Below are 25,235 nucleotides of genomic sequence, written 5' to 3'. Positions count from 1 at the left end.
AGAGTGCACGCAGCGACCCGTTACTGGATACACCCACCGAAGGTGATGCGCCGAGAACCTCGTGCTCGCCTGACACCGACCTGAAAGCAGCCGAAACAGGTTTTCCGCAGCGTACATACAATGGCTCCATCCGCTATGCATGCCAGCATCAAGTCATTCAAGCTTTGGCCCCTCGGCAAACACCATGCACGCTACCTGACAGCCCTGCTCTGCCTGTGCTCGCTGGCCGGCAACTTTGTTGTCTATGCCACCGGCCGGCCATTCCCGGTCAGCTTGCTGATACTGGATCTGGCGGCGCTGTTAAGCACCTGGTATTGCCTGTACCGAAGCGGCAACTCAATCAATTTCCAGCCCAGGGAACTGGCCGAGCGCATGCTCGAAGTCCAGGAAACCGAACGCCATCGATTGAGCCGAGAGCTGCACGATGACATTGGTCAGATGCTGACTGCGGCCAAAATGCAGAGTGACTGGCTGCAACGGCGTTTGCCGCCAGAACTGGAAGCGCAATTCGCCGTGCTGTGCACCACGTTGGACGAAACCCTGGCCAAGGTTCGCGACGTGTCAGCCATTCTCAATCCGCGCCAACTCGCCAGCCTGGGCCTCGAAGCCAGCCTGCGCGCCCACCTGGTCCGCACCCTGGCCAATACGCCAGTGCACTGGAGCATGGAATGCCATCAGCGTCTGGCCGGCATTCCGGAAGAGATGGCGGTAGCGGCGTTTCGCATTACTCAAGAAGCCGTGACCAACATGTTGCGACACGCCCAGGCCACCAACCTGCTGGTGCGCTTGCAGCGTTCGCCCGAGGGCCTGCAACTGTACATCGCCGATGACGGACTGGGGTTTTCCCCGGCGCAAGATCCCGGCCAGGAAGGCCAGCGCGGCATGGCTGGGATGAACGAGCGTATTGCGCTGCTGGGCGGTACATTGACAGTCCACAGCCAACCCGGCAAAGGTACGCAAATCGAAGCACTTTTTCCCTGGGCACCGCGTGCCCGTGAACGAGCCAACAAAAGCAAAGGTTTATGATCTGCACATTGCTTCTGGTCGATGACCATACGCTGATCAGAGCAGGCGTACGCGCTCTGGTCTCGGACATTCCCGGCTACGCCGTCATCGGCGAAGCCAACGACGGCGCGCACTTGCTCGACCTGGCCAAAGAACTGCGCCCGGACATCATCCTGCTCGACATCTCGATGAAGGACACCAATGGCCTGGATGCGCTGGAAAAACTGTTGCCGGTGCTGCCCGACAGCAAGGTGCTGATCCTGTCGATGCACACCGACCCGCAGATGATCATGCGCGCACTGGAAATGGGCGCCCACGGCTACCTGCTCAAGGACGCCACCGGCACCGAGTTGGAGCAAGCCCTCGATGCACTGCGCAATAACGAACGCTACCTAAGCCCGGCCATCGCCCACACCGTGATCAACCAGGCCTTGATCAGTGCCCAGGCCAGCCGCCCGGAGCCGATGGAGAATCACAACCTGACGGCGCGCCAGCTGGAAATCCTGCGCTTGATCGTGCGCGGCAAGTCCACTCGGGAAATTGCCAGCGGCCTGGGGCTGAGTATCAAGACCGTGGAAACCCATCGCTCGCAGGTCATGAAACGCTTGCAGATTTACGACGTCGCCGGCCTGGTGCTGTTTTGTGTCCGGGAACGCATCATCAGCCTCGACGACTGATTTGTGCCGGCGTACCCAGCAATGGCGAGTGCGTTGGCAGATGCATTCGCAACGCCGCCGGACGCACAGCAAAACGAAACGCCTCACCGCTCAGGGGCTCGCCATCCAGATTGATGTCCAACCCTTGCGCGGCCTTGAGTTCGACCCACGGCAAACGCGCGCGCACAAACAGGTTATCGATCCCCAACCCGCCTTCCAGCAACCCTTTGAGCGTTGCCACCACTTCCTGGGGCGCCGGCAGGACACTGATTTCCAGCAAACCATCGTTGGCCAAGGCGGCCGGGCACAGTAAATGACCGCCGCCCGCCTGCCGCCCATTGCCAATGCCCAGCGCCAGCAAGTCACCCCGCCAATGAAAATCCGGCCCATTCAGCTCGCAATAGGCGGCATTCAATTCACTGAAACGTGACAGCCCGGTGAACAGGTAGGCGGCGCCACCCAGTACTCTTTTCAGTTCCTCGGACGTGTTGGCCGTGACCTGACTGCCAAAACCGCCGGTGGCCATGTTCAAAAAAAACTGGCCATCGACCTCGCCGATGTCTACCGGTCGTGCCGGGACCTCCAACAAATCCAGCGCTGCTTTGGCGGTCAATGGCACACCGGCCGCGCGGGCAAAGTCATTCGCCGTACCCAGCGGCAGCGGTAACAGGCTGGCCTCATGGGCATAGCGCGATTCGGCCAATACCAGGGTTTCGGCAATCTCCCGCAAGGTGCCATCGCCACCGCCAGCAACGATGATTCGCTGCCCTGCGGCCAAGGCGTCGAGGACCAAACGACGCGCATCGCCGGCTTCCCAGGTCACGCGCACGTCTAACTGCCAGCCCTCCTCGCGCTTGGCCGCCACCGCCGCGCGCACATCCTCGTTGAGTGCCTGCTTGCCGTGCAAAATCAAAAACGCCGTCCGCTGTTTCATGTAATCGTCCCCTGTTGTCCGCCACGCGAGGATGTTGACCCCATCAGGGGGAAAAAATGCACTGCCGCTCATAAAACAAGGGATAAACCGTTGAGGTTGTACACGCTGATTCGGCAGCAGTCCGAGCCACACCGAGCACTTTTCAGCAACAGAAAACCAGCAGGGAGGACACAAGCTGCTTCATAGGCTTTACTCCAATCAAGGCATTTTCCCATCATTGGGAATTTAGTTACCAATTTCACCCATGTTTTCGGAAAAAAACCGGTCTTGGGTCAAATGGCCATTGAATTGCAGTCGTTGGCCGTGTTTAATTCGACAAAATATTGGCTTCAAAGACAGCAGAATGCGCATTAGTCATTTATTTGACGCATCTAGTGAACGCCTGCCGCAATGCACCGAATCCGGCACTGATTCACGACGAAAGTGAGTGGGGAGAGCTTTATGCGCTTGCAGCCTGTTAACAGTCTTCTGCTGACACGCACCAGTCTGGTTGAGTATTTTCTATTCGGCATCCGGTTAATCCATGGGGCCACGTGCATTTTGCCCGGCCTGATCATCCTGGCGTTCTGGCAGGACGGCTACCTCGAAGGATTGAGGTACTACATAAGCGTATTGCTGTTTTTCGGCTTTATCAGCGTTTTGATCTTCCAGTCGGTGGGCGTCTACGCCGAATCCATCTTCAGCAACATGCTGCGTTTCAAGTTGACGCTATTCGCTTGGACGTCCGCGTTCTGCCTGCTGCTGTTCATGCACCAGGCCTTGTCGCTGTTCAACTACATCTCCAACGTGCAACTGGCGCTCTGGTTCGCCATTAGCTTCATTTTGTTCGGTGTGGAACGCTTGGTCCTGCTGGCACTGTTCAAAAGACTGATGCAAAAAGGCTTCTTCCTGCAAAACGCAATTATCCTCGGCGCCACTGAAAACGGTGAGCGCCTGGCCGAATACCTGAAGCAGAACCAGGACATCCGCTCCGGCGTTTCCGGTTTTATCGATGACCGTATCGGACGCATGCCGAAAACAGTGGCCGGCCTGCCCTTGCTCGGCAACTCCGGCGATCTGGAACGGCTGATCCGCGACGAGAAGGTCACCCAAGTGCTCGTCGCCCTGCCCTGGTCGGCGGAGAACCGCATGGACTACATCATTCGCGAACTGCGCCGACTGCCTGTCAACGTGTTACTGGTGCCGGACATGATCGCCTTCCGCCATGCCCACAACCGCATTACCGAAGTCGCCAACCTGCCGATGTTCAATGCGTCGGAAGTGCCGCTCAATGGCTGGTCGCCGTTCTTCAAGCGTCTGGAGGATATGGTCCTGTCGACCCTCGCCCTGCTCGCGCTGTCACCGATCATGTTGCTGGTGGCTCTCGCGATCAAACTCGACTCCCCCGGCCCGGTGCTGTTCAGGCAAAAACGCTATGGCTACAACAACCGCCTGATCCAGGTCTGCAAATTCCGCTCGATGTACACCCACCAAAGTGACGCCAACGCCGAGCAGCAGACCACCCGTGGCGACGCCCGCATCACCCGGGTCGGGCGGTTTATCCGCAAGACCAGCATTGATGAGTTGCCGCAGCTGTTCAACGTCTTCGCCGGCAGCATGTCCATGGTCGGACCACGCCCCCACGCCACGGCCACCAAGGCCGCCGGCATCCTGTTTGAAGAAGCGGTCAAAGAGTACACCTCACGTCATCGGGTCAAACCGGGCATCACCGGACTCGCACAAATCAACGGCTATCGCGGGGAAACCGACACCCTGGAGAAGATCGAGAAACGTGTCGAGTTCGATCTTGAATACATCGAAAACTGGTCAGTCTGGTTTGATCTGTACATCCTCTTTCGCACTGTTCCGGCAGTGATCTTTACCCGTGAGGTCTACTGATGAGCGCTCTGATTCCGTGCATTATCGCTGGCGGTGCCGGCACCCGACTGTGGCCGGTTTCCCGGGAAGCCATGCCCAAGCCGTTCATGCGCCTGCCCGATGGGGAAAGTCTGCTGCAAAAGACTTTCGTCCGGGCGACGCAACTGCCGGGCGTCGATCGAATTCTCACGGTCACCAACCGCGACGTGTATTTCCGTACGGTGGACGACTACCGCCAGCTGAATAAAACCCACGCCAGCTTGGACTTCATTCTCGAACCGTTCGGCCGCAACACCACTGCCGCAATCGCCGCAGCCGCGCTGCACATCACACGCCTGTACGGTGAAGACGTGCACCTGCTGGTGCTGCCGGCCGACCATCTGATCCAGGACACCGACGCCTTCGCGCAAGCGGTCACCGCAGCGCGGGAGCTGGCCGATCAGGGCTGGATCGCCACCTTCGGCATTGTCCCGACCAAGGCTGAAACCGGCTTCGGTTACATCGAAAAGGGCCAAGCACTGAACGCCGTCAGCTATCAGGTCGCGCGCTTCATCGAAAAGCCGGACGCCGACACTGCCCAGGCTTACCTCGATGGCGGCCTGCACCTGTGGAACGCCGGCATGTTTTGCATGCGCGCAGACACGATGTTGCGTGAGCTGCACGAGCATGCGCCCGAGGTGCTGGTGTCGGTTCGTGCCTGCCTGGAGCAAAGTCCGACCAAGGAAGGCAATCACGAACTGCAACTGGAGTTGAACGGCGAACTGTTCGCCCAGACTCAGGACATCTCCATCGATTACGCAGTCATGGAGCCGTCACAGAAAGTCGCGGTAGTGCCTTGCCAATTGGGCTGGAGCGACATTGGCTCATGGCAGGCGGTGCGCGAACTGAGTCCGGCCGATGCCCAGGGCAACCAAACCAACGGTGAAACCGTCCTTCACGACGTGACCAACTGCTATATCGATTCGCCACGGCGACTGGTCGGTGGCGTCGGCCTGGATAACCTGATCATCGTCGACACCCCCGATGCCCTGCTGATCGCCGATGCGTCCCGTAGCCAGGACGTGCGCGTGATCGCCAAGGAACTCAAGCGCCTGGGTCATGATGCCTATCGCCTGCACCGGACCGTGACCCGCCCTTGGGGCACCTACACAGTTCTTGAGGAAGGCAAACGTTTCAAGATCAAACGCATCGTGGTACGTCCCAAAGCCTCGTTGTCGCTGCAAATGCACCATCATCGCAGCGAGCACTGGATTGTCGTCAGCGGCATGGCGATGGTGACCAATGGTGAGCAGGAGTTTCTGCTGGACACCAATGAATCGACCTTCATCAAGCCCGGTCGCACGCACCGCCTGGTCAACCCCGGGGTTATCGACCTGGTGATGATCGAAGTGCAAAGCGGCGAATACCTGGGCGAGGATGACATTGTGCGCTTCACTGATATTTATGGTCGTGTGCCGGACGCTGTCAGGACCTGAGTGTCACTCAAACAATAACGACACCAAGCGTGTAGAGGCACTGTGCATGTGGCGTACCCCTTTTAATTGGCGTCCCCTGTTGTTCGCTGGCGCTGTCGGCTTGAGTACGGTGCCGTGGAGCCCGATCTTAGCGGCGCAGACCACTCTGCGTGCGCCACGCGCCGTAGAGTGGAAGGATTTCCTCGGCGTCAACGCTCAGTTCCAGTACTTTGCGCCGGACGTCTATGAAAAACAGATGGCGGCACTCGACCGCCTGGGCTTGAGTTGGGTGCGCCTGACCACCCATTGGGCAGCCATCGAACCCGAGCCGGGCAAATACGACCTGACCGACATGGACGGCGCAATGACTGCCGTCAACGCCCACCATTACAACGTCGTCACCTACCTGGTGGGCTCGGCGCCCTTTGCCAGCAGCGGCCCGCCCGGCGCGTCCAACAGCGACCAATACCCGCCGATCGACTTCAATGCCTTCGCCGACCGCATGGTGATGCTGGCCAAACGTTACCCGCAGGTCAGCAACTGGCAGGTGTGGAACGAGCCGAACATCATCTGGCTGCCCCAGGAGGACCCGCAAGCCTATGACAGCCTGTTAGTCACCGTGACCAACGCCCTGCGCATGAATGTACCCGGCAAAAACATCGTCGCCGCCGGCATGGCCTACTACAGCCAAATGCACAGCACGCCGGGATTGATGCTGGAAAAGCTGCTGAGCATGGGCCTGGGTAATCAAAACATCGTCGCCGCTTACCATCCCTACTCCGAATTCCCCGAAGGCGACACGCTCACCGACGGTGACTTCCTGACCCGCGCCACCTTTATCAACAGCGCCCTGCATGCCAAAGGGGTCAAACAGGTGTGGGCCACCGAGTGGGGCTGGTCGAGCTACACCGGTACTCAGGACATGCAGCATGTGATCGGTGCCGATGGCCAGGCCGACTACGTTCTGCGCCGCCTGGCGCTGATGAGTGCGATGGATTACCAACGCATTTTCCTGTTCAACCTCAGCGACATGGACACCCACACCACGCCCCGTGACCAGTTCTATGGCCTGCTGGATTTTCAGGGCAATCCAAAACCGGCCTACACCGCGCTGCGCAACTTCCTGACCATCACCGGGCCTCGTCTGTCGCCGACCGATGCGCCCGTGATGAACACGCCGCCCAGCGACCTGTTTGCGATTCCCTGGAACCGCGCCGACGGTGTGCACCTGTTGATGTTCTGGAGCGCCAGTAGCAGCAGCCTGCAGTTGCCCGGAATCAAATCCGCCGCGTTACTGGACCCGCTGGTGGGCACACGAACCGTATTGAGCGACCCCAAGGGGATTTCCGCACCATCGAAATCGAGCTTGCAAATCCTGATCTGGCGATAAGAGGCATCAGTCATGCGCATTCTCTGGACATTGCCTTATCTGCCCTGGCCCACCACCAGTGGCGGCAAGACGCGACAGTACCATCTGTTATCCAGCCTGGCCGCGCGTGGCCACCGGATTACCCTGCTGGTGCAGTCGAAAACCGAACTCGACGAGGCAACCCGCGCCGCACTGGAGCCCTGGCTGGAACGCCTGATCGTGCTCCCGCGACGCCCGTTGCGCAGCCTGAAAACCCTGCTCACGGTCGCCTTGGCTCCGACGCCGATGCTGGCCAGCATCAACGGCTACGCCCCCCACTTGCAGCAAACATTCGAAGCCCTGCTCGAAGAGCCGTGGGACGCGATCCAGATCGAGCACAGCTACAGTTTTCAGCCGTTTGAACAGCCGCTGCGCCGCGCCGGACTGCCGTTCCTGTTGACCGAACATAACGTCGAATCGGCCTTGGGCGCCGCCAGTTATGATCGCTTGCCCGCCTGGCTGAAGCCATTCGCCACCTACGATCAACGGCGTTACCGGCGCTGGGAACGCCGAGTCTTCCAGCAAACCTCGGAATTGGTCGCGGTGACCGAGGACGATGCGAAAAATCTAGCGCGCCTCAGCGAAAAAGCCACCGCTGTGGTGGTCAATGGCGTGGACTGCACTTACTACGCCGGCGTGCGGCCTGACCTTCACAGCAAGCGCCTGCTGTTCATCGGCAACTACGAATACAGCCCGAACCTGGACACCGTCGAATGGGCCCTCGACGCAATTCTGCCGCATCTGTGGCAACTCGATCCCGACGTGCGATTCGCCATCTGCGGCTATGCCCTGCCGCCTACATGGCGTCAACGCTGGCCGGACCCACGGATCGAATGGCAAGGCTTCGTCCCCGATTTGCGCGCGTTGCAAAGCACCGCAGCGGTGTTCTTTGCTCCGCTGCGCCAGGGCGGTGGCTCCAAGCTTAAAGTGCTGGAAGCCATGGCCGCCGGCTTGCCGGTGGTGACTACCGGGCAAGGCAGCTCCGGGTTGCGGGTGGTCAACGGCGAACACTTTCTTGGCAGCGAAGACCCTGCCGAACTGGCGCGGATTCTGGCCCAGGTCCTGACCCAACCAGCGCGTCTCGAGCAATTGGGCGAAGCCGGACGGGCCTACGTCAGGGCCGAACATGATTGGGCTGTGGCGGCTGCGCAACTCGAAGGGGTTTACAGCCGACTGCAACCGGCAAAAGAAGGCGTCGCAGCCCTCACTTGAATAAATAGTTCAGGCATTTGCCTCGCGGACTGCGTTTAGTTAGTCTGACTATTGCTGATAAGGCGTTTAGCCAGTATCTGTCCAGGGAGGAAATGCCGTGAAATCATTATTGGGTTCCGTCAAAGGAATGTTGCTGCTGCTGGTCATCGCTTGCAGCCTGGGTTTCGGCGCGATCTTCATCGGCGGCGTCACCGCATTCGGGCAAATGGACCGCGCCGCGATTGAGATGGGCCAGGGCAAAGACGTGGTCGCCGACATCCTTCCACCGCCGCTGTACGTCATTGAAGCCCACCTCACCGTTTACCAACTGATGAACAACGGCATCGCGGTCGCCGACGGCCTCAGCAAGCTTCATCAACTGCGCGCCGACTTCGACACGCGCAATGCCTACTGGCTCAAATCCAACCTTGACCAGACGGTAAAAAACAGCCTGCTGGGCGCGCAGAAACAGGCCTCGGACGCCTACTTCAGCGCCCTGGAAAAACACTTCATACCTGCGCTGCAACAAGGCGATCAAGTCGCCATCGGCAAGGCCTTCGGCGAATTGAAAGCCGCCTACGATCAACATCGCCTCGGCGTCGACAACACCGTGCAAGTGGCCAACGCCTACGCCGATGCGCAACTGCTGGAGATGAGCAACACCTCCGGCAATGCTCGTTGGCTGTTGGGCCTGGTCGGTGGTTTGAGCACGCTGGTGGCCTGGATGATCTACACCTTCGTTGCCCGCCGGATCAAAACCATGCTGGGTGCCGAACCCGCCGAATTGCGCCAGGAAATGGCCCGCTTTGCCTCGGGCGATCTGCGCACCGCTGAGCGTCCGCCGATTGCCGGCAGCGTGCTGGCCGGCCTGGCGGAAGCCCGGGAGCGTATTCGTGGGCTGGTGGCCGATACCGCGGCCGGTGCGGAGTCAGTGGACGTGCAAGTGAGCAGTGTCAGCGTCGCCCTCGAACAACTGAAGGCTAACTCGATTCGTCTGGCCGACTCGGCGTTGACCACCGGCAGCGCCATGGAGCAGATCTCCAGCACCATTGCGCACATCGCCAAACAAGCGATTGCCGCGCAAACCTCGGTAGGCGAAGCCGACGATCAGGCGCGAGCCGGTGACAGCGCGCGCCTTGAGAGCCTGGAAAGCGTGCAGCGTCTGGCCACCGCCAGTCGCGAAACGCAATCCTCGGTCACCGACCTCGGGGCGCAATCGAACAAGGTCAGTGGCATCGTGCAGACCATCCGCGAAATCGCCGGGCAAACCAACCTGCTGGCCCTCAACGCCGCCATTGAAGCCGCACGCGCCGGCGAGCAAGGCCGAGGCTTTGCCGTGGTCGCCGAAGAAGTGCGTCGCCTGGCCGAGCGCACCACCACCGCCACCGCAGAGATCGAGGGGCTGATCGAGAGCATTCGTCGCAGCATCGAAGGTGCGGTGCAATCGATCCAGCGCAGCGCTGGTGATGTCGACCTGGGCATTGAAACGGTGGTTGCGGCTGGACAATCATTGATCGGGATTCAGGACCGGATTGCCGTGGCGACACACTCGATGCTCAACATCGTTACCGCCACCCTGGAGGTTACCAACGCCTCGCGCCAGGTGACTGCCAGCATGGAAGAAGTCGGCCAACTGGCCGAGGCCGGCAACCGATCCGCCGCCACCACCGCAGGTGCGGGCGAAGTGCTGCAGAACGTCTCGCAAAGCCTGCGCTCGGCGTTGAAGGCATTTGCGTTTTAACCTTGGTCTTCTACAGGCTGTGTAGGAGCTAACGTGTTAACGAGTGGCCTAACGTGGTGTTTCAGGTACACCGCCTCGCAAACACGTTCGCTCCTACAGACTTCCAGCGCTCATAATTAAACATTCTCTTACAAACAATAAACCTCATTTAAACATCATCTCGCTACACTCCCGCGCGGTTATTTTTAAGCACTACGTTTTGACTTGCTTATTAATCCGCCAGCAATAGTTCTGAAACATCCTGAAAAACAACAGCAAACAAACGCACTGTACTTATTCGTACGGGCGCACTTCAGGTATTCGTTTCAGCACCAGGAAACTATAAAAACAGATTCGCCAGGGAGTAGTACATTGAAAAAATCCACACTGACGTTGGCCATCACCGTCGGCGTCATGGCGCAACACGCCAACGCCGCCGGCTTCGTCGAAGACAGCACTGCCACACTGAAACTGCGCAACTTCTACATCAATACCGATAACCGCGACTCCGCTACCGCCGCGCAGAAAGCTGCCAACCAGAACTATCAAGCGGAATGGGGTCAAGGCTTCCAGCTCGACTTCACCTCCGGTTACACCCAAGGCGCCGTGGGCTTTGGCGTCGATGCCATCGGCTTGCTGGGCGTACGCCTGGACTCCAGCGGCGGCAAGCACGGCAACCCGACCGGCAATGCTTATGCCGGCACTGTGTTCCCCAGTGATGGTGATCATGCGGTCGATGACTTCTCCAGCCTGGGTGTCACCGCCAAGGCAAAAATATCCAAGACTGAACTGAAGCTCGGGACCTTGATGCCGAAAAACCCGGTCATCGTATCCAACGACGGTCGTCTATTGCCGCAAACCTGGCAAGGCGGCCAACTTACCTCGGGCGATATCAAGGACCTGTCGTTAGTGGTGGGCCAGATCGAACAGGTCAAAGGCCGTAACTCCAGCAACAACGAAAACCTGTCGATTGCCGGTGCCAATGGCGGCGCCAATAACGCCATCAGCGGCAAGACCAGCAACAAATTCATCTACGCCGGTGGTGATTACAAACTAACCAAAGACCTCACCGCCCAGTATTACTTCGGCAAACTGGAAGACTTCTACACACAAAACTTCCTCGGGCTGGTACACAACTGGTCGATCGGTCCGGGCGTATTGAAGAGCGATTTGCGTTACTTCAACAGCAAGGACGACGGCGCCAACGGGCATAATCCGCTGTACTACACCAGCGGTTATTACGGCGGTACCACCACCAAAGGCAAAGTTGATAACAACCTGTACAGCGGCCTCTTTCTGTACACCGTCAACGGCCACACCTTCGGCGGCGGTTACCAGTCAAGCCATGGCGACAGCGACTTCCCGTGGCTGAACCAGGGTGACGGTTCGTCGAACTACACCATCACCGATATGCAGATCCAGAAGTTCGGTCGAGCCGGCGAGAAAACCTGGCAAGCTCGCTACTCGTTCGACTTCGCCCGTGTCGGCCTGCCGGGCGCCACCGCCGGTATCATCTACCTACGCGGCGACGACATCGACACCCCGACCACCGGCAACGCCAGCGAATGGGAACGCGACCTGACCCTGTCTTACGTGGTGCAATCCGGCGCCATGAAGGGCCTGGGCATGACCTGGAAAAACGCCATGTGGCGCAACAATATTGCCAACACCCGCCAACAGGACGAAAACCGCCTGATCCTGAGCTACAGCTTGCCGCTGTTCTAAAGCTGCTCGGAAATCTCGATCAGGTTCAAATCCGGGTCACGCACATAGACCGACCGAACTGGCCCCGTCGCGCCCGTACGCATGATGGGGCCTTCAACTATCGGCCAGTTGGCAGCCGCGAACCGCGCAATCACCTGCTCCAGCGGAATCGACGCGATAAAGCACAAATCCAGCGCCCCGGACACCGGCAGATGCGCCTTGGGCTCGAACTCCTGACCTCGAATGTGCAGATTGATTTTCTGATTGCCGAATTTGAACGCCATACGCCCGGCACCGAAGGTTTCAAGCTGCATGCCCAGCACGCGGGTGTAGAAATCCTGAGTGGCTTCGGCGTCAGTGGCGGTCAGGACCAGGTGGTCAAGGTGATCGATCATTGGAGGGCGCCTTTGAGGGTGGGAGCAAGGGTCGGGCGATTATCCACGGGCGGAATCACCCTGAACATTCACCACTCCTGAATGCCCCGTTTTGTTTGGCTACGCGTCGATGCGCAACCCTGAAACGGACCCTGCCCATCTTGCCGCTGGCGAGCCTGCCACAGGATTAGGTGATCTCCTGAGATACCGCGTCAAGCCATTCGCCAACAAGTTGGCGAAGGCTGAAGTGATCCACTTTACTTGTGCGCCCTACTTGTGCGGTTACTTGTGCGGTCAAGCAGCTGTCATCAACGGCCCTCTTCGCTGAAGCCCTTCACATGTTCAATAAACCGCGCCACCGCCGGGGCCTTTTCAAAGCGTCGATAGACCAGCGCCAGGCGGGACGAGGGCTGACTGTCGTGGATACGGCGATACACCACGTTTGGCAGTTTAATGTGGTCGACCACCGACTCCGGCACCACCGCCACCCCCTGCCCCAGCGAGACCAGGGTCACCACTGACACCAGACCACCCGGCTGCGGCCCCAGTTTGGGTGCATACCCGCCCTGTGCCGCGACCTGCAGGGTGCCGGAGATTTGTTCGGGCAGGATGAAGGTTTCGTTTTGCAAATGCGCGGCATTGATTTCTTTCAAGCGGCACAGCCACGAATTGTCTGGCAGCGCCAACGCAAAGCCTTCGGACAACAACCTGACGCAATTGAGCGATTCCGACACGTGCATCGGTGAGCGGATGTAGCCGACATCCAGCCGCCCTTCGACTATCGAAGCCGGCAAGTCCGGCATCAGGTATTCGGAGATGGCAAACACCACGTCCGGGTAACGCTGGCGAAAGCTGCTGACCTGGGTCTGCAACGAACCGGAAAACACCGCCGAGGCGACATAGCCCAATTCGATATGGCCGGTTTCGCCGCGTCCGGCGCGCTGTGCGTTGAGTTGTGCGGTCTCGAACTGGCGCACGGTCAATTCGGCTTCCACCTGCAGGGCGCGACCGGCATCGGTCAGGCTCACCTCTCGTTGCAGTCGCAAGAACAAGCGGGTGCCCAACGCATTCTCCAGATCCTGGATCTGCCGGGTCAGGGTCGGCGGCGCGATGCCCAGTTGCTCGGCAGCCCGAGTAAAGTTTTTGTGCTTGGCAACGGCCAGAAAGTAGCGGAAGTGGCGGATGTCCATGGCGGCATTAGCTCAAAGGTAATGAAGTACTTACTGACGGGTAATAAAGAGCATAACTGCCCGCGTTATGCTGATGCTCACGTTACCTGTAACACAACCCAGTATGGGCACCCGGAGGAAGAATGAAAACGCTCAGCCCGCGCAAGACCTTGATGACCGCCTCAGGCGTCTGCGCGCTGATTATCCTGGACACCAATATCGTCGCCGTAACATTGCCCAGCATCGCCCGTGATCTGGGCGCCGGTTTTGCCGATATCGAATGGGTGGTCAGTGCTTACATGTTGGCCTTCGCCGCGCTGCTGTTGCCGGCCGGGAGCATTGCCGACCGCTTTGGCCGGAAAAAAACCCTGCTCAGCGGTTTGCTGCTGTTCATCGTCGCTTCCGTGGGTTGTGGCATAGCGCCGAACATCGTATTTCTCGACATCGCCCGCGCGATCAAAGGCGTTGGCGCGGCGTTGTTGCTGACCTCGGCGCTGGCGACCATAGGCCACGTGTTTCACGATGAAGTGGAACGGGCCAAGGCCTGGGCGTTCTGGGGCGGGTGCATGGGCATCGCGATGACGGCGGCGCCGACCCTTGGCGGCCTGATTGCGTCCTACGTCGGCTGGCGCTGGATCTTCTTCATCAATGTGCCGATAGGTTTGCTGCTGGTGATCGTGGTGCTGCGCAACATTCCGGAATCGCGCAACGAGCAATCGGCACGCCTCGATCCCTGGGGCAGTCTGATGTTCAGCGGCAGTCTGGTGTGTTTGATCTGGGGCCTGATCGAGGCTAACCGTATTGGCTGGGACGATTCCCTGACCACCCTGCGCTTGCTCGGCGGTGGGGTGTTACTGGGATTGTTCGTGGTGGTCGAGCGCCTGCAACGGCGGCCGATGGTGGACCTGCAATTGTTTAAGCACGCGCGCTTCATCGGCGCGCTGTTGGGGATGTTTGCCTACGCCGGGTGCGCTCAGGTGATGATGACGCTGCTGCCGTTTTACCTGCAAAACGGTCTGGGTTTCTCGGCCATTGCTTCCGGGCTGGGGATGTTGCCGTTCGCCATTACCATGCTGATCTTCCCGAAAATCGGCGCGCGACTGTCCACGAGAGTCTCCCCGGCGGGAATGATGGCGCTGGGGCTGACGCTGGTCGGCGCGGGCAATTTGCTGAGCGCCTGGGCAGTCTCGGTAGGCGGTTATCTGGCCTTCGCCGCTGCGATCGCCGTAATTGGTGCCGGCGCGGGCCTGCTTAATGGCGACACGCAGAAAAACATCATGGCCTGCGTGCCCCGTGAACGCACCGGCATGGCCTCGGGCATGAGCACCACGATGCGTTTCAGCGCGGTCATGCTCGCGATTGGTGTGTACGGCGCGGTGTTGTCCAACCACACGAAAATGGTCTTGAGCAACAGCCTGCAACTCAGCGCCCCGGAGTGGCTGGCACAGGCCGGCAACATTGCTTCACGGGTGGTCGCCGGCGACATGAGTACCGCGATGCAACCGCTGACCGAGACAGCGCGGGCGATCATCCAGCCCCTGGCGCAGCAAGCGTTCGTCGCCGGCTTCAGCACGATTTTGTGGGTGGCGGGCCTCGTGTCGTTGTTCTTTGCGTTGCTGGTGGGGACGTTGATGCGCAATCCGATCCCGCAGGTGCAAATGACTCCAGCGCAAGCCTGATGACGTTGACGCTGTCAGCCGCCTTGACAGCGTCACTCCTGCCGCTTGAGCCATTCCCCCGGCGGCACGCCCATTTCCAACACGAAGGCGCGACTCAGCGCCGCCTGTGAGCTGTATCCGACTGACGCCGCCACCACTTTCAATTTCACGCCTTGCTTCATCAGGTCCTGCGCCAATTTCATGCGCCAGGCCGTCAGGTAGCTGATCGGTGAGACCCCCACCACCTTGAGAAACTGCGCGGAAAAGGTCGAACGCGACATCGACGCCAGTTGGGCCAATTGCTTGAGGTCCCAGTCATGCTCGGGGCGCGCGTGCATCCCGCTCAACGCCTTGCCCAACTGCGGATCAAGCATCGCAAACAGCCCGCCCTTGGCAATCGAACCGTCGCTGATCGCCTGACGCACCAGCACGATCAGGATGTATTCGAACAGCACGCTCAAGCCCTTGCGAAACCCCGGTGCCTGCCCGCGAAACTCGGCGAGCAAGGCCTCGATCACCGGCACCACACTGGCGATGCGACTGAACGGAAACACCAAGGTATCGGTGACGCCCAAGGGAAACGAACGCCCCATGCCGACGCCAAATTCGAAGGTCGCGCACATGATATCGGCGCCCTGTTCGGTGGTGGACAGTAACTTGTAGCGGCAGGTGCTGGGACACAGCAGCAGGCACGGTTCGTTCAGGGCGATACGCGGATGACCGGCGCGCACCAGGTCGACGCCGCCTTTGTCCAGAATGTGCAGAAACGCTGTGCCTTCGGGCTTGTTCACGTCCAGCGTGCCGTAGACCTTGCCGGCGAAAAACAACTGACCGTTAAGTTGCGCGCGGTCAAAAAACTCGGAAATGGCATCCATTGTGTCGTTTGAGCCAAAAAAGTCGGACGTTGGGGGAAAAGTCGGCCGAGGCAAAAGCCCAGGATAACCACTCGCTCAGGCCACGACGACACCCTGCGCCGCGAGAGCCTATTCCAATCCGAGGAGCCTCACAATGACCGACTCATCCGTACCCCGCCCGATTTCCGCCGCCTATCAAGACCCGGCCGAACCGGGCCTGCCTAACCCTGGCATGCAACTCGACCTGTCCCGCGCCGCGCTGGTAGTGATCGATCCACAGGTCGACTTCCTCAGCCCCGAGGGCGTGAGCTGGGGTCTGGTGGGTGACAGCGTTACCGAAAATGGCGTGGTCGAGCACCTGGAGCAATTGTTCGCCGCTGCCAAAGCAGCCGGTATTCCGGTCGCGGTATCGCCGCACTATTACTACCCGTGCGACCACGAATGGGAACACGGCGGGCCGCTGGAAAAACTGATGCACAACATCGGCATGTTCGATCGTAAGGGCTCGTTAAGTCTCGACGGTTTTGAAAACTCCGGCGCCGATTTCATGCCGCAGTACAAGCCGTACATTCTCGATGGCAAGACCATCATCTGCTCGCCGCACAAAGTCTACGGCCCGGAAACCAACGACCTGGTGCTGCAACTGCGCAAGAAAGGCGTGTCGCAAGTGATCCTCGCCGGGATGGCGGCCAACCTGTGCGTGGAGTCGCACATGCGTGAACTGGCCGAGCAAGGGTTTGAAGTGGCCGTGGTCCGCGACGCCACCGCCGGACCGCGCCTGCCCGAAGGCGACGGCTACCTCGCGGCGTTGATCAACTATCGCTTCATCGCCAATGCGTTGTGGACCACTGCAGAAACCCTGAAGAAGTTGGGGCAGTAATCCAGACAGCGGTGCCTGAACCGCCGCCTTCGCCAACACGTTGGCGATGGCTCGACGCGGTGGGTCAGGTACACCGCTTCTGATCCGTATTTAATTTCGCTATCTGATCCTGTTTTGAGCCACCCCCGCTTCCTATAGTGACGTGCCGTGCGCCGACCTATCCGCGTTGATGAAGTGCCCACTGAATAATTTCACGCCAATGTATCGACTGCGACACAACTCGTCGCACTCGCCATCAACAATTGCTGATTCGATTCAGTCTCAGGCTCTGGAGTTGGACTAATGGCTTATTGCCATACATTTCCGTAATCCGCACCCTGCCGCGATCTTTTTGACAAGGACGCTTTGTTTTGCCTTCTGCTAAAACCCGCAGCACCGTGAGTCGCCAATGGGAATTACTGCGCCAGTTACCAACGCGCGGGCCCGGCATCACCAGCGCCGAATTGGTCCTAAAACTCCAGGATGAAGGCTTTCCGGTCAGCAAACGCACGATCGAGCGCGACCTGAACGAGCTGTCCACCCAATTTGCTTTGCAGTGCAATGACAAAGGCATGCCTTACGGATGGCATTGGGCGCCCGGCGCCAGCGTCGAGTTACCGGGGATCAGCCTCAGCGAGGCATTGAGCCTGGCGCTGGTGGAGGACGCCATCCGCCCGCTGCTGCCCGCCAGCATGCTCAGCGCGCTGGAAGCGAGGTTCTGTTACGCGCGAAAAAAGCTTGAAAGTCTGGCCAGCGATAACCACGCCGCGCGCTGGCTGGACAAGGTGGCCAGCGTCAAACCTGGATTGACCATGCAGGCACCGGAAGTGCCGGAAAATATTCTGGAAACCCTGCAGAAGGCCCTGCTCGAAGAAAGCCAGCTGAAATGCCAGTACTACTCGGCGCATTTCGACAAGACCAGCGAGTTGACGCTCAACCCGCTGGCGCTGGTCCAACGCGGGTTGGTGACCTACCTGATCGCCACTGCCGAGCCTTATACCGATGTGCGCCAGTTCGCCGTGCACCGTTTCCATCATCTGGAAATCGTCGCTACGTCGTCGACCCAAGGCCTCGAAGCGTTCAACCTGCTCGACTACCTGGGCAGCGACGCCCTGCAATTCGGCAACACCGGAGCCATCGAGTTGCAAGCCTGGATCAGCGACCACCTCGAGCGCTTGATCCGCGAAACACCGCTGTCCGCCGACATGCTTTTGCACAAACTCGACGCCGGTTATCGCCTCAATGCCACCCTGAGCAACAGTTGGCAATTGCACTGGTGGATTCTGTCCCAAGGCGCCGCACTGGTGGTGGAAAAGCCCACCTACCTACGCGACGAGATCTACGAAAAACTGAAGCTCGCCTTGGCTGGCTACGAGCGGGCAGTGCAAGAACCCCAGGTTTGAGTCAGGCCTGCTGGACCACTTGAAGCTGATCATCGGCCTTCATGTTGATCGCCCGCTCACTGCCCAGCGACACCGCCTGATCGCGCCAATACAGATAGCGCAAGGTTTTCCCGCTGAAGCGGTGGAACACCGCCAGTTCCTCTGCGGCGGCGGTGATGCCGGTGACTGCCGCCAGCTCTAGCCAGTACTGCCCGGCCTTGAGATCGCGGGGCACATCGACGCCATGCAGCAGCCGGTAACCCACCTCGAAACGGCAACCGGCGTCGCCTTTATGCGCGCCTTGCAGGTACCAGTCAAAAGCGCGTTTGGGCTCGCGCTGCCAGTCAGGTTCGACGTCTGCCGCGTTGGCCTGCTCGTCGTACAAATCGCCGAGTCTTGCCGCCGCCTGCACCAGACCGAGGTCAAACGCACGCCGGTAAAAACTGGCCACCCGCGCGTAAACCACCGCCACGCCCCGGCCGAAATAATGCTGCTGCGCCAGGTTGAAACAGGCCGCCGCACTGCCCTGCAAGGCAGCAATCCGTAACAAGCGACCGGCCAGCGCAGGGTCGGCCCGCCAATACTTGCCGTTGAGCCATACCCAGGCCAGATCGTTCAACGTATCGATGTCTCCGTTCAACGCTTGCTGACGCATCACCCAATAGGTCACCGACAGACCGGACGACTCTTCGAGCAGCGCCACCAGTGGATTCACGGCCCCCTCAAAACCCTGCTGGCTGGGCAGGCCAATGCCCGGAGATGCCTGCAACCAGGTGCTGTGCTGGACAAAACCAGGGGCAACGTATTCAGGTAATACACGTTCGAGCAGTGAAACAATCCGCAGTGAATCCTGCATGGCACATCGTCTCCGTGAATCCCCGAAAAGACCGGGGGCTCTTTGATGAGCGCTATCTTCCATACCATTGCGACAATATCTGTCGCAGTCGAGCGCCATTTTCAACGCTTACTTTTGATTTCAACGCAAAATTCTTGTGCCTGAACCGGCATTTTTTTCACGAGTCTTCCTCGGGATACTGGGCGCCATCAACAACGCCTCTTCCCGGAGCCTCACCATGCCCCTTGCCCTGTTGGCGCTGACCCTCAGCGCCTTTGCCATCGGAACCACAGAGTTCGTCATCGTCGGCCTGATTCCGACCATCGCCCACGACCTGGGCACCAGCCTGCCGTCGGCGGGCCTGCTGGTCAGCCTGTATGCCTTGAGTGTCGCCATCGGCGCGCCCCTGCTCACCGCATTGACCGGCCGGGTTCCGCGCAAGGTGCTGCTGGTCGGCCTGATGGTGCTGTTCACCCTCGGCAATCTGGTGGCCTGGCAGGCACCGAGTTATGAGTCGCTGATCATCGCGCGGATCCTCACCGGGTTGGCCCATGGCGTGTTCTTCTCCGTCGGCTCGATCATCGCCACCAATCTTGTGCCCAAAGACAAGGCCGCCAGCGCTATCGCGACCATGTTCAGCGGCATGACCGTAGCCTTTGTCACCGGCATTCCACTGGGTACCTTCATCGGCCAGCACTTCGGTTGGCGCACGACCTTTCTGGTGGTCTCGGCGTTCGGTTTGATCGCCCTGATTGGCAGCCTGCTGTTCGTGCCGAAGAACATCCAGCACAGTGCGCCCGCCTCGTTGCTGCGCCAGGCGAAAGTGCTGACCCAACCGCGCTTGTTGCTGGTGTACGCCATGACGGCCGTGGGTTACGGCGGCTCGTTGATTGCGTTCACTTACCTGGCGCCCATCCTCGAAGACCTCTCTGGCTTCAGTCCGAACATGGTCAGCGTGGTGCTGTTGGCCTACGGCATTTCCGTGGCCTTCGGCAATATCTGGGGCGGCAAGATGGCCGACCGCAAGGGCCCGGTGAAAACCCTGAAAACCATCTTCCTGTTGCTGGCCGTGGTGTTGGCAATCCTGACCTTTACCGCCGCCAGCCCTTGGTTGGTGGTACTGACGGTGCTGGCCTGGGGCGCGGTGGCGTTCGGTAATGTGCCGGCGTTGCAGGTGTACGTGGTTAAACAGGCCGAGCACTTCGCCCCCGACGCGGTGGACGTCGCCTCGGGTTTCAACATCGCCGCGTTCAACCTGGGTGTCGCTGGCGGTTCGTGGGCCGGTGGCCTGATCGTCGAACACCTCGGCCTGGCACATACGCCCTGGATTGCCGCGTTGGTGGTGCTGTTCGCGTACGGCTTGACCGTGCTCAGCGGCCGCCTGGACCAACGCAGCGGGCTGGCAGACGTCAGCAGCAGCACCGTCGTAGCGGGCCACTAAACCTCTTTCCTGTATCAGCCTCGCTCAAGCGGGGCCTTGGAGCTTACATGCATTCTCGATTTGAAAAACTGCTGGGCAACACCGGCTTCTCTATTGGTCTGGAATTGCCGCTGGACAACGACTGGTCCAGTGATGGCCAACGCTTGGCCCGGCAGCAGCAACGGCCGTTCGGCATCCCTGATATCAGTCGCCACGCCGAGTTGGCGAGACAGGCTGACAAAGGCGGTTTTCGCGCGCTCTGGGTGCGTGACGTGCCACTGTACGATCCGGGTTTCGGCGACGCCGCTCAAGTCTTCGAAACCTTTTCCTACCTCGGTTATCTGGCGGGCATTACCGACAACATTCTGCTGGGCACCGCCGCGGTGGTGTTGCCATTGCGCCAACCCTGGCTGACGCTGAAGGCGGCCAACTCGATCGACGAACTGAGCGGCGGACGGCTGTTGCTCGGCGTCGCCAGCGGTGACCGGCCCATCGAATACCCGTTGTTTGGCGTTGATTTCGAGCAACGCGGCGCATCGTTTCGCGACAGCGTTGAGCTGTTGCGCAGCCAGGGCCGCGAACGTCTGCCGGCCGGCACGCGTCTGTTGCCGGAACGCGACCAGCCGGTGCCGATGCTGGTCGCCGGGCTGTCGCAACAATCCCCGGCCTGGGTCGGTGAACACATGGATGGCTGGCTGAGCTACCCCGGCACACCTGACGAGCACCAGCGCCGCGTCAGTCTGTGGCGCGAAGTGGCGGGCGATAAACCCTACGTCAGTTTTATCCACCTTGACCTCGACGCCGATCCTCACGCACCGCTGCAACGCGTGCGTTTCGGCGGGCGTTGCGGGCGCCTGGCGTTGATCGATGAGTTACAGGCGCTGCGGGCGATTGGCGTGCAACACATCGGCTTGCACCTGCGTCGCAGTGAACGTGACGTCGCCGAGGTGATCGCTGAATTGGCGGAGCATGTGTTGCCGATGTTTCATGAGGTGCGTTGAACTATCATCAACGTTTCAATGAAACCCAGGAGAGGGGTCATGGATATCACGATCAAATCATTACCCTCGGCGCGCATCGCTTACATGCGCCAGACCGGACCTTATGGTCCGGCCATCGGCGTGTTCTGGCGGGATGTGTTCGGTGTCTGGATGGAAAACAACGGGTTGCTGCATCAAGTGCGCTACGGGATTGGCCTGGACGATCCGCAGGTCACACCTGCTGCGCAATGTCGCTATGACGCGTGCGTCGAAGTGCCGGAAAGCTTCGACGCCACGCCGCCGGCATCCATCCGCACCTTGCCCGGCGGCGAGCACGCCGTGACCCGTTTTACCGGGACCGGCGCCGAGATTGGCCAGGCATGGATGGACTTCTATGGCGAACTGCAACTCGACGGTGTAGAGACGGCCAAGGGCCCGTATTTCGAGCGTTACGGCAAAGACTCCAGCTACAACCCGGCGACCGGGGTGATGAGCTGTGAGTTGTGTATTCCGCTCAAGGGCTGAAAAAGCTGCAATTGCAATCCTCTGTAGGAGCTGCCGAAGGCTGCGATAAGGTTCGAAGAATCTTCAGCAATTTTCAAAGCACGACGGTTGCACAGTCGATCGCAGCCTTCGGCAGCTCCTACATGAGTATATTTGGCGAAGGCGGCGGACCTGACACACCCCGTCAGCGCAACGCCGCCAATCGCCAAACCCGCGCCAGATCCCGTGCCCGGTCATGCAGCAGCTCAGCGGCATTGCGGCAGGCGTAGTCCAGGGTCATCGGCCCGCTGGCCAAGGCAAACGCGGCGCTGATGCCATGTTCATACAAGGCTGCATACCCCTCGCCCAAGGTCCCGGCCAGCACGATCACCGGCACACCATGACGCTGGGCAATTCGCGCCACGCCGAAGGGGGTTTTGCCACGCAAAGTCTGGGCATCGAAACGGCCTTCGCCGGTGATCACCAGATCCGCACCGACCAAGGCGTCAGCCAGCCCCACCAGATCCGCCACCACTTCGACACCCGGCCGAAACGCCGCATTCAAATAGGCCTTGGCTGCGAAGCCCATGCCGCCCGCCGCACCACAACCGGGCTGATCGCGCCAGTCATGTCCGAGCACCCGCGCCGAATGATCGGCGAAATGCCCCAATGCGGCGTCCAGCGCCAGCACCTGATCCGGCGAAGCCCCCTTCTGCGGGCCAAAAACATGCGAAGCGCCCTGCAGGCCGCACAGGGGATTATCGACGTCTGCCGCGACTTCAAAGCGCACGTCACGCAGACGGGCGTCGAGCCCCTCCAGTTCAATCCGCTGTACCTGCGCCAACCCCAGACCGCCCGGCGCCACGGGCTGCCCGTTGCCATCAAGAAAGCGCGCGCCCAACGCGCTGAGCATGCCGCTGCCGGCGTCGTTGGTAGCGCTGCCGCCGATGGCCAAAATCACCCGTTGCGCGCCGGCGTCCAACGCTGCGCGAATCAACTCTCCGGTGCCTTGAGTGCTGGTGACCGTCGCGTCGCGTTGCTCCAGCGTGAGCAATTGCAAACCACTGGCCATGGCCATTTCAATGATTGCGGTGCGGCTCTGCTGCAGCCAGCCCCAATGCGCCTCGACAGCTTCACCCAGTGGCCCGCTGACTCGGGCGCTCATCCACTGCCCGTCGCATGCCGCCAGAATCGCCTCGATGGTCCCCTCACCGCCGTCGGCCATCGGTCGCTGCACCAGATCGGCATCCGGCCAGACCTCGGCAAGGCCGCTGGCAATGGCGTTGGCAACACCCTGAGCGCTCAGGCTGTCCTTGAAGGAGTCGGGGGCGATGACGATTTTCATGGCGAATCTTCCTGTTTGTTATGAGTGAATGTTCTCACTCCGGCCGAGGTTTGCCGCCTGACCTACGCACAACGAACCTCTAACCTCTTTGGTCATTGGAACAAAAAAAGCCGATCAACTGACAGACTGGCGTGGTGTCATTTGCACGCCGAGGTACAGGCGCAGCAAGTCGTCAGTGTTGTAAGGGTCACAGCCACTCAGCTCGGCGACCTTTTCCAGGCGATAGCGCAAGCTGTTGCGGTGGATGCCCAAGGCATCGGCACAGGCCTGGCTTTCGCCGCTGTAATCGAACCAGCAACGCAGCGTTTCCAATAGCTGACTGTTGTGGCTGTCTTGCAGACGAACAATCGGCTCAGCCATGCCCTGCGCCAGCCAGTCGTTGCGGTAACGCCAGAACAGTACCGGCAGACGATGGACCGCCAGTCGCAGCAGCCGCTGCTGCGGATGAACATGGCGCGCATAGTCGAGCAAGTCACGGGCGGCGCTGCAGGCCTGACGCAAGCTGGCGAGGTCGGCGGACTGTTCCACCGTGGCCATGCGCACCACTGGCCAACCCTGTTCGTCGAACTGCTCCAGCAGCAACGCATCATCACGCTCCTTGCCCGCCGCCCGGCACCAATACAACAGCGTCGGCTCGTGGGCCACACACCAGCTGTTGCCATAACGAGCACTCAACCAGGTCGCCATTTGCCCCGCCGCCGGCACGCTCTTGGGTAATTCGATCAACACCGCCTGCCGTGACAATTGCGGTTGCAACCCCAGGTGCTCGGCCTCATCCACCAGATTGTCCGGACAGTCGCTCAACAACAGCCGCGCCAGTAAATCCTCGCTGCGCTGGTGCCGCCACTGCTGATCTGCTTGCTGTCGACGGTGCTCCATCAGCATCTCGGCGGTCATCTTGACCAGTTCGCCATAGACCCGAACCTCGTCCGGCTCGCCGGTAATCCCCAGCACGCCCACCAGCTTCTGATCGAGCATCAACGGCAGATTGATCCCCGGCCGCACGCCATCCAGGTGCTTGGCGGTCTGCGAATCGATCTCCACCACCCGACGGTTGGCCAACACCAACTGCGCGCCCTCATGCCGCGTATACAACCGCTCGGCCTCGCCACTGCCAATGATGATGCCCAGGTAATCCATCACATTGACGTTACACGGCAGAATCGCCATGGCGCGGTCGACGATGTCTTGGGCAAGGGCGTGATCGAGGGCGAACATGTGTGGCTCCGGGCAGAGTGGATGGGGTGAGTCTGCCTGATTCTGGGGATGAGTGCGATTTAGGGTGGCGGCCGGGCTCAATCATAAGTAATATTCGCACAAGACTTATATTAAGCTTATAAAAGAGCCTTATGAATAGGATCGCATGGACAAGGAAAGCCGTGAAGCAACTGCTGAAGCTGCATACCCAGCATCAGGTGCAAGTCAGGGACGCGGTAACGGAGCTTCAAGCAATGCCTGACGTCTCCAACGTCAAGGCCCTAACCCAGCATGACTGCGGCTACCGATTACGAGTTGGCCATTACCGAATCCTTTTTGACTGGGAAAGCACAATACGAGTGGTCAGCATCCAAGAGGTGAAGAAAAGAGATGAGCGCACCTACTAACGTACAAATCATTAACGGCCCGGATGGTAAACCCGCGTTTGTCGTCATTCCTTACGAAGACTACCTCCTTCAGCACGGCGGGGATGATCTGATTCCTCATGAAGTCGTGAGCCTGATGGTCGAAGGTGCGACGCCGATCCGAGCATGGCGCGAGTACCTGGATTTGACGCAGGAAGAGGTCGCCAGACGACTGGGTATTTCCCAGCCGGCATACGCGCAGCAAGAGACAGTCGCCAAACCACGCAAGGTCACTCGAGAGAAAATTGCTATCGCGTTTGGTATTCGAGCCGAACAGTTGGAGCTTTGAGGACTGAATTGCGGCTGGCAATATTACTGTAGGAGC

General features: G+C 59.9%; 23 protein-coding genes. 16 read left to right on the top strand and 7 right to left on the bottom strand.

What is annotated here, in order from left to right; genetic code table 11:
* Positions 1 to 135 precede the first annotated feature (135 nt).
* Both ACF0H7_RS10470 and ACF0H7_RS10465 read left to right on the top strand, forming a co-directional pair.
* Entirely contained in the window at positions 136 to 1,026 is an 891-nt protein-coding gene (locus ACF0H7_RS10470) for a sensor histidine kinase (protein WP_397453872.1), read from the top strand.
* Entirely contained in the window at positions 1,023 to 1,682 is a 660-nt protein-coding gene (locus ACF0H7_RS10465) for a response regulator (protein ID WP_397452687.1), read from the top strand. The genes ACF0H7_RS10470 and ACF0H7_RS10465 overlap by 4 nt, the downstream gene beginning before the upstream one ends.
* On the opposite strand, the gene yegS is transcribed toward ACF0H7_RS10465, so the two are convergent.
* Entirely contained in the window at positions 1,666 to 2,595 is a 930-nt protein-coding gene (gene yegS / locus ACF0H7_RS10460; RefSeq protein WP_397452686.1) for a lipid kinase YegS, read from the bottom strand. The genes ACF0H7_RS10465 and yegS overlap by 17 nt on opposite strands.
* A 441-nt stretch (positions 2,596 to 3,036) precedes the next feature.
* Here yegS and ACF0H7_RS10455 point away from each other — a divergent pair, with 441 nt between their 5' ends.
* The 6 genes from ACF0H7_RS10455 (at position 3,037) to ACF0H7_RS10430 (ending at position 11,950) form a co-directional block, all read left to right on the top strand.
* The gene (locus ACF0H7_RS10455) at positions 3,037 to 4,473 is read left to right on the top strand and encodes an undecaprenyl-phosphate glucose phosphotransferase (RefSeq protein WP_397452685.1); all 1,437 of its coding nucleotides are present in this window, start codon (positions 3,037 to 3,039) and stop codon (positions 4,471 to 4,473) included.
* Positions 4,473 to 5,927 (top strand): mannose-1-phosphate guanylyltransferase/mannose-6-phosphate isomerase, encoded by a 1,455-nt coding sequence (locus ACF0H7_RS10450; protein ID WP_397452684.1) that lies wholly within the window; start codon positions 4,473 to 4,475, stop codon positions 5,925 to 5,927. The genes ACF0H7_RS10455 and ACF0H7_RS10450 overlap by 1 nt, the downstream gene beginning before the upstream one ends.
* A 46-nt stretch (positions 5,928 to 5,973) precedes the next feature.
* A complete protein-coding gene (locus ACF0H7_RS10445; RefSeq protein ID WP_397452683.1) occupies positions 5,974 to 7,296 on the top strand; it encodes a beta-galactosidase in 1,323 nt (440 codons plus the stop codon).
* A gap of 12 nt (positions 7,297 to 7,308) precedes the next feature.
* Positions 7,309 to 8,526, top strand: a complete 1,218-nt coding sequence (locus tag ACF0H7_RS10440) for a glycosyltransferase family 4 protein (RefSeq protein WP_397452682.1) — start codon at positions 7,309 to 7,311, stop codon at positions 8,524 to 8,526.
* 127 nt (positions 8,527 to 8,653) lie between these two features.
* Positions 8,654 to 10,246 (top strand): methyl-accepting chemotaxis protein, encoded by a 1,593-nt coding sequence (locus ACF0H7_RS10435; protein WP_397453871.1) that lies wholly within the window; start codon positions 8,654 to 8,656, stop codon positions 10,244 to 10,246.
* Between the two features lie 351 nt (positions 10,247 to 10,597).
* On the top strand, positions 10,598 to 11,950 hold the full coding sequence (locus tag ACF0H7_RS10430) for an OprD family porin (protein WP_397452681.1): 1,353 nt from the start codon (positions 10,598 to 10,600) through the stop codon (positions 11,948 to 11,950).
* Here the strand turns inward: ACF0H7_RS10430 and ACF0H7_RS10425 are convergent.
* Both ACF0H7_RS10425 and ACF0H7_RS10420 read right to left on the bottom strand, forming a co-directional pair.
* Entirely contained in the window at positions 11,947 to 12,324 is a 378-nt protein-coding gene (locus ACF0H7_RS10425; RefSeq protein WP_397452680.1) for a VOC family protein, read from the bottom strand. The genes ACF0H7_RS10430 and ACF0H7_RS10425 overlap by 4 nt on opposite strands.
* A gap of 287 nt (positions 12,325 to 12,611) precedes the next feature.
* Positions 12,612 to 13,493 (bottom strand): LysR family transcriptional regulator, encoded by an 882-nt coding sequence (locus tag ACF0H7_RS10420; protein WP_397452679.1) that lies wholly within the window; start codon positions 13,491 to 13,493, stop codon positions 12,612 to 12,614.
* A 122-nt stretch (positions 13,494 to 13,615) separates the two neighbouring features.
* Between ACF0H7_RS10420 and ACF0H7_RS10415 the strand changes: the two genes are divergently transcribed.
* Positions 13,616 to 15,151: an MFS transporter gene (locus ACF0H7_RS10415; protein ID WP_397452678.1), complete on the top strand. Its 1,536-nt coding sequence runs from the start codon at positions 13,616 to 13,618 to the stop codon at positions 15,149 to 15,151.
* Between the two features lie 32 nt (positions 15,152 to 15,183).
* Here ACF0H7_RS10415 and ACF0H7_RS10410 read toward each other — a convergent pair whose 3' ends face one another.
* Positions 15,184 to 16,005, bottom strand: a complete 822-nt coding sequence (locus tag ACF0H7_RS10410) for a helix-turn-helix domain-containing protein (RefSeq protein WP_397452677.1) — start codon at positions 16,003 to 16,005, stop codon at positions 15,184 to 15,186.
* Between the two features lie 133 nt (positions 16,006 to 16,138).
* Here ACF0H7_RS10410 and ACF0H7_RS10405 point away from each other — a divergent pair, with 133 nt between their 5' ends.
* Positions 16,139 to 16,864: a cysteine hydrolase family protein gene (locus ACF0H7_RS10405; protein WP_397452676.1), complete on the top strand. Its 726-nt coding sequence runs from the start codon at positions 16,139 to 16,141 to the stop codon at positions 16,862 to 16,864.
* Between the two features lie 350 nt (positions 16,865 to 17,214).
* Positions 17,215 to 18,246, top strand: coding sequence for a helix-turn-helix transcriptional regulator (locus tag ACF0H7_RS10400; protein ID WP_397452675.1), 1,032 nt, complete (start codon positions 17,215 to 17,217; stop codon positions 18,244 to 18,246).
* Between the two features lies 1 nt (position 18,247).
* Here ACF0H7_RS10400 and ACF0H7_RS10395 read toward each other — a convergent pair whose 3' ends face one another.
* On the bottom strand, positions 18,248 to 19,081 hold the full coding sequence (locus ACF0H7_RS10395; RefSeq protein WP_397452674.1) for a tetratricopeptide repeat protein: 834 nt from the start codon (positions 19,079 to 19,081) through the stop codon (positions 18,248 to 18,250).
* 217 nt (positions 19,082 to 19,298) lie between these two features.
* On the opposite strand from ACF0H7_RS10395, the gene ACF0H7_RS10390 reads away from it, so the two are divergent.
* Genes ACF0H7_RS10390 through ACF0H7_RS10380 form a run of 3 tightly spaced genes read left to right on the top strand, consistent with a single transcriptional unit; the run spans position 19,299 to position 21,985 of the window.
* On the top strand, positions 19,299 to 20,501 hold the full coding sequence (locus ACF0H7_RS10390; RefSeq protein ID WP_397452673.1) for an MFS transporter: 1,203 nt from the start codon (positions 19,299 to 19,301) through the stop codon (positions 20,499 to 20,501).
* Between the two features lie 47 nt (positions 20,502 to 20,548).
* A complete protein-coding gene (locus ACF0H7_RS10385) occupies positions 20,549 to 21,481 on the top strand; it encodes a TIGR03571 family LLM class oxidoreductase (RefSeq protein WP_397452672.1) in 933 nt (310 codons plus the stop codon).
* Positions 21,482 to 21,520: 39 nt separating this feature from the next.
* A complete protein-coding gene (locus tag ACF0H7_RS10380; protein ID WP_397452671.1) occupies positions 21,521 to 21,985 on the top strand; it encodes a GyrI-like domain-containing protein in 465 nt (154 codons plus the stop codon).
* A gap of 163 nt (positions 21,986 to 22,148) precedes the next feature.
* Here ACF0H7_RS10380 and ACF0H7_RS10375 read toward each other — a convergent pair whose 3' ends face one another.
* Complete coding sequence (locus tag ACF0H7_RS10375) at positions 22,149 to 23,288, bottom strand: glycerate kinase (RefSeq protein ID WP_397452670.1); 1,140 nt, start codon at positions 23,286 to 23,288, stop codon at positions 22,149 to 22,151.
* Positions 23,289 to 23,402: 114 nt separating this feature from the next.
* Positions 23,403 to 24,506 (bottom strand): CdaR family transcriptional regulator, encoded by a 1,104-nt coding sequence (locus tag ACF0H7_RS10370; RefSeq protein ID WP_397452669.1) that lies wholly within the window; start codon positions 24,504 to 24,506, stop codon positions 23,403 to 23,405.
* Positions 24,507 to 24,637: 131 nt separating this feature from the next.
* On the opposite strand from ACF0H7_RS10370, the gene ACF0H7_RS10365 reads away from it, so the two are divergent.
* Complete coding sequence (locus ACF0H7_RS10365) at positions 24,638 to 24,892, top strand: type II toxin-antitoxin system RelE/ParE family toxin (protein ID WP_397452668.1); 255 nt, start codon at positions 24,638 to 24,640, stop codon at positions 24,890 to 24,892.
* Positions 24,876 to 25,199 (top strand): helix-turn-helix domain-containing protein, encoded by a 324-nt coding sequence (locus ACF0H7_RS10360; RefSeq protein ID WP_397452667.1) that lies wholly within the window; start codon positions 24,876 to 24,878, stop codon positions 25,197 to 25,199. Before ACF0H7_RS10365 ends, ACF0H7_RS10360 begins: the two co-directional genes overlap by 17 nt.
* Positions 25,200 to 25,235: the final 36 nt, after the last annotated feature.

Source organism: Pseudomonas sp. NA-150 (assembly GCF_044336365.1).
In the GTDB taxonomy this organism is placed as follows: domain Bacteria; phylum Pseudomonadota; class Gammaproteobacteria; order Pseudomonadales; family Pseudomonadaceae; genus Aquipseudomonas.
The sequence above is the reverse complement of the archived record's forward strand: the minus strand, read 5'-3'. Positions and strand labels throughout refer to the sequence as shown.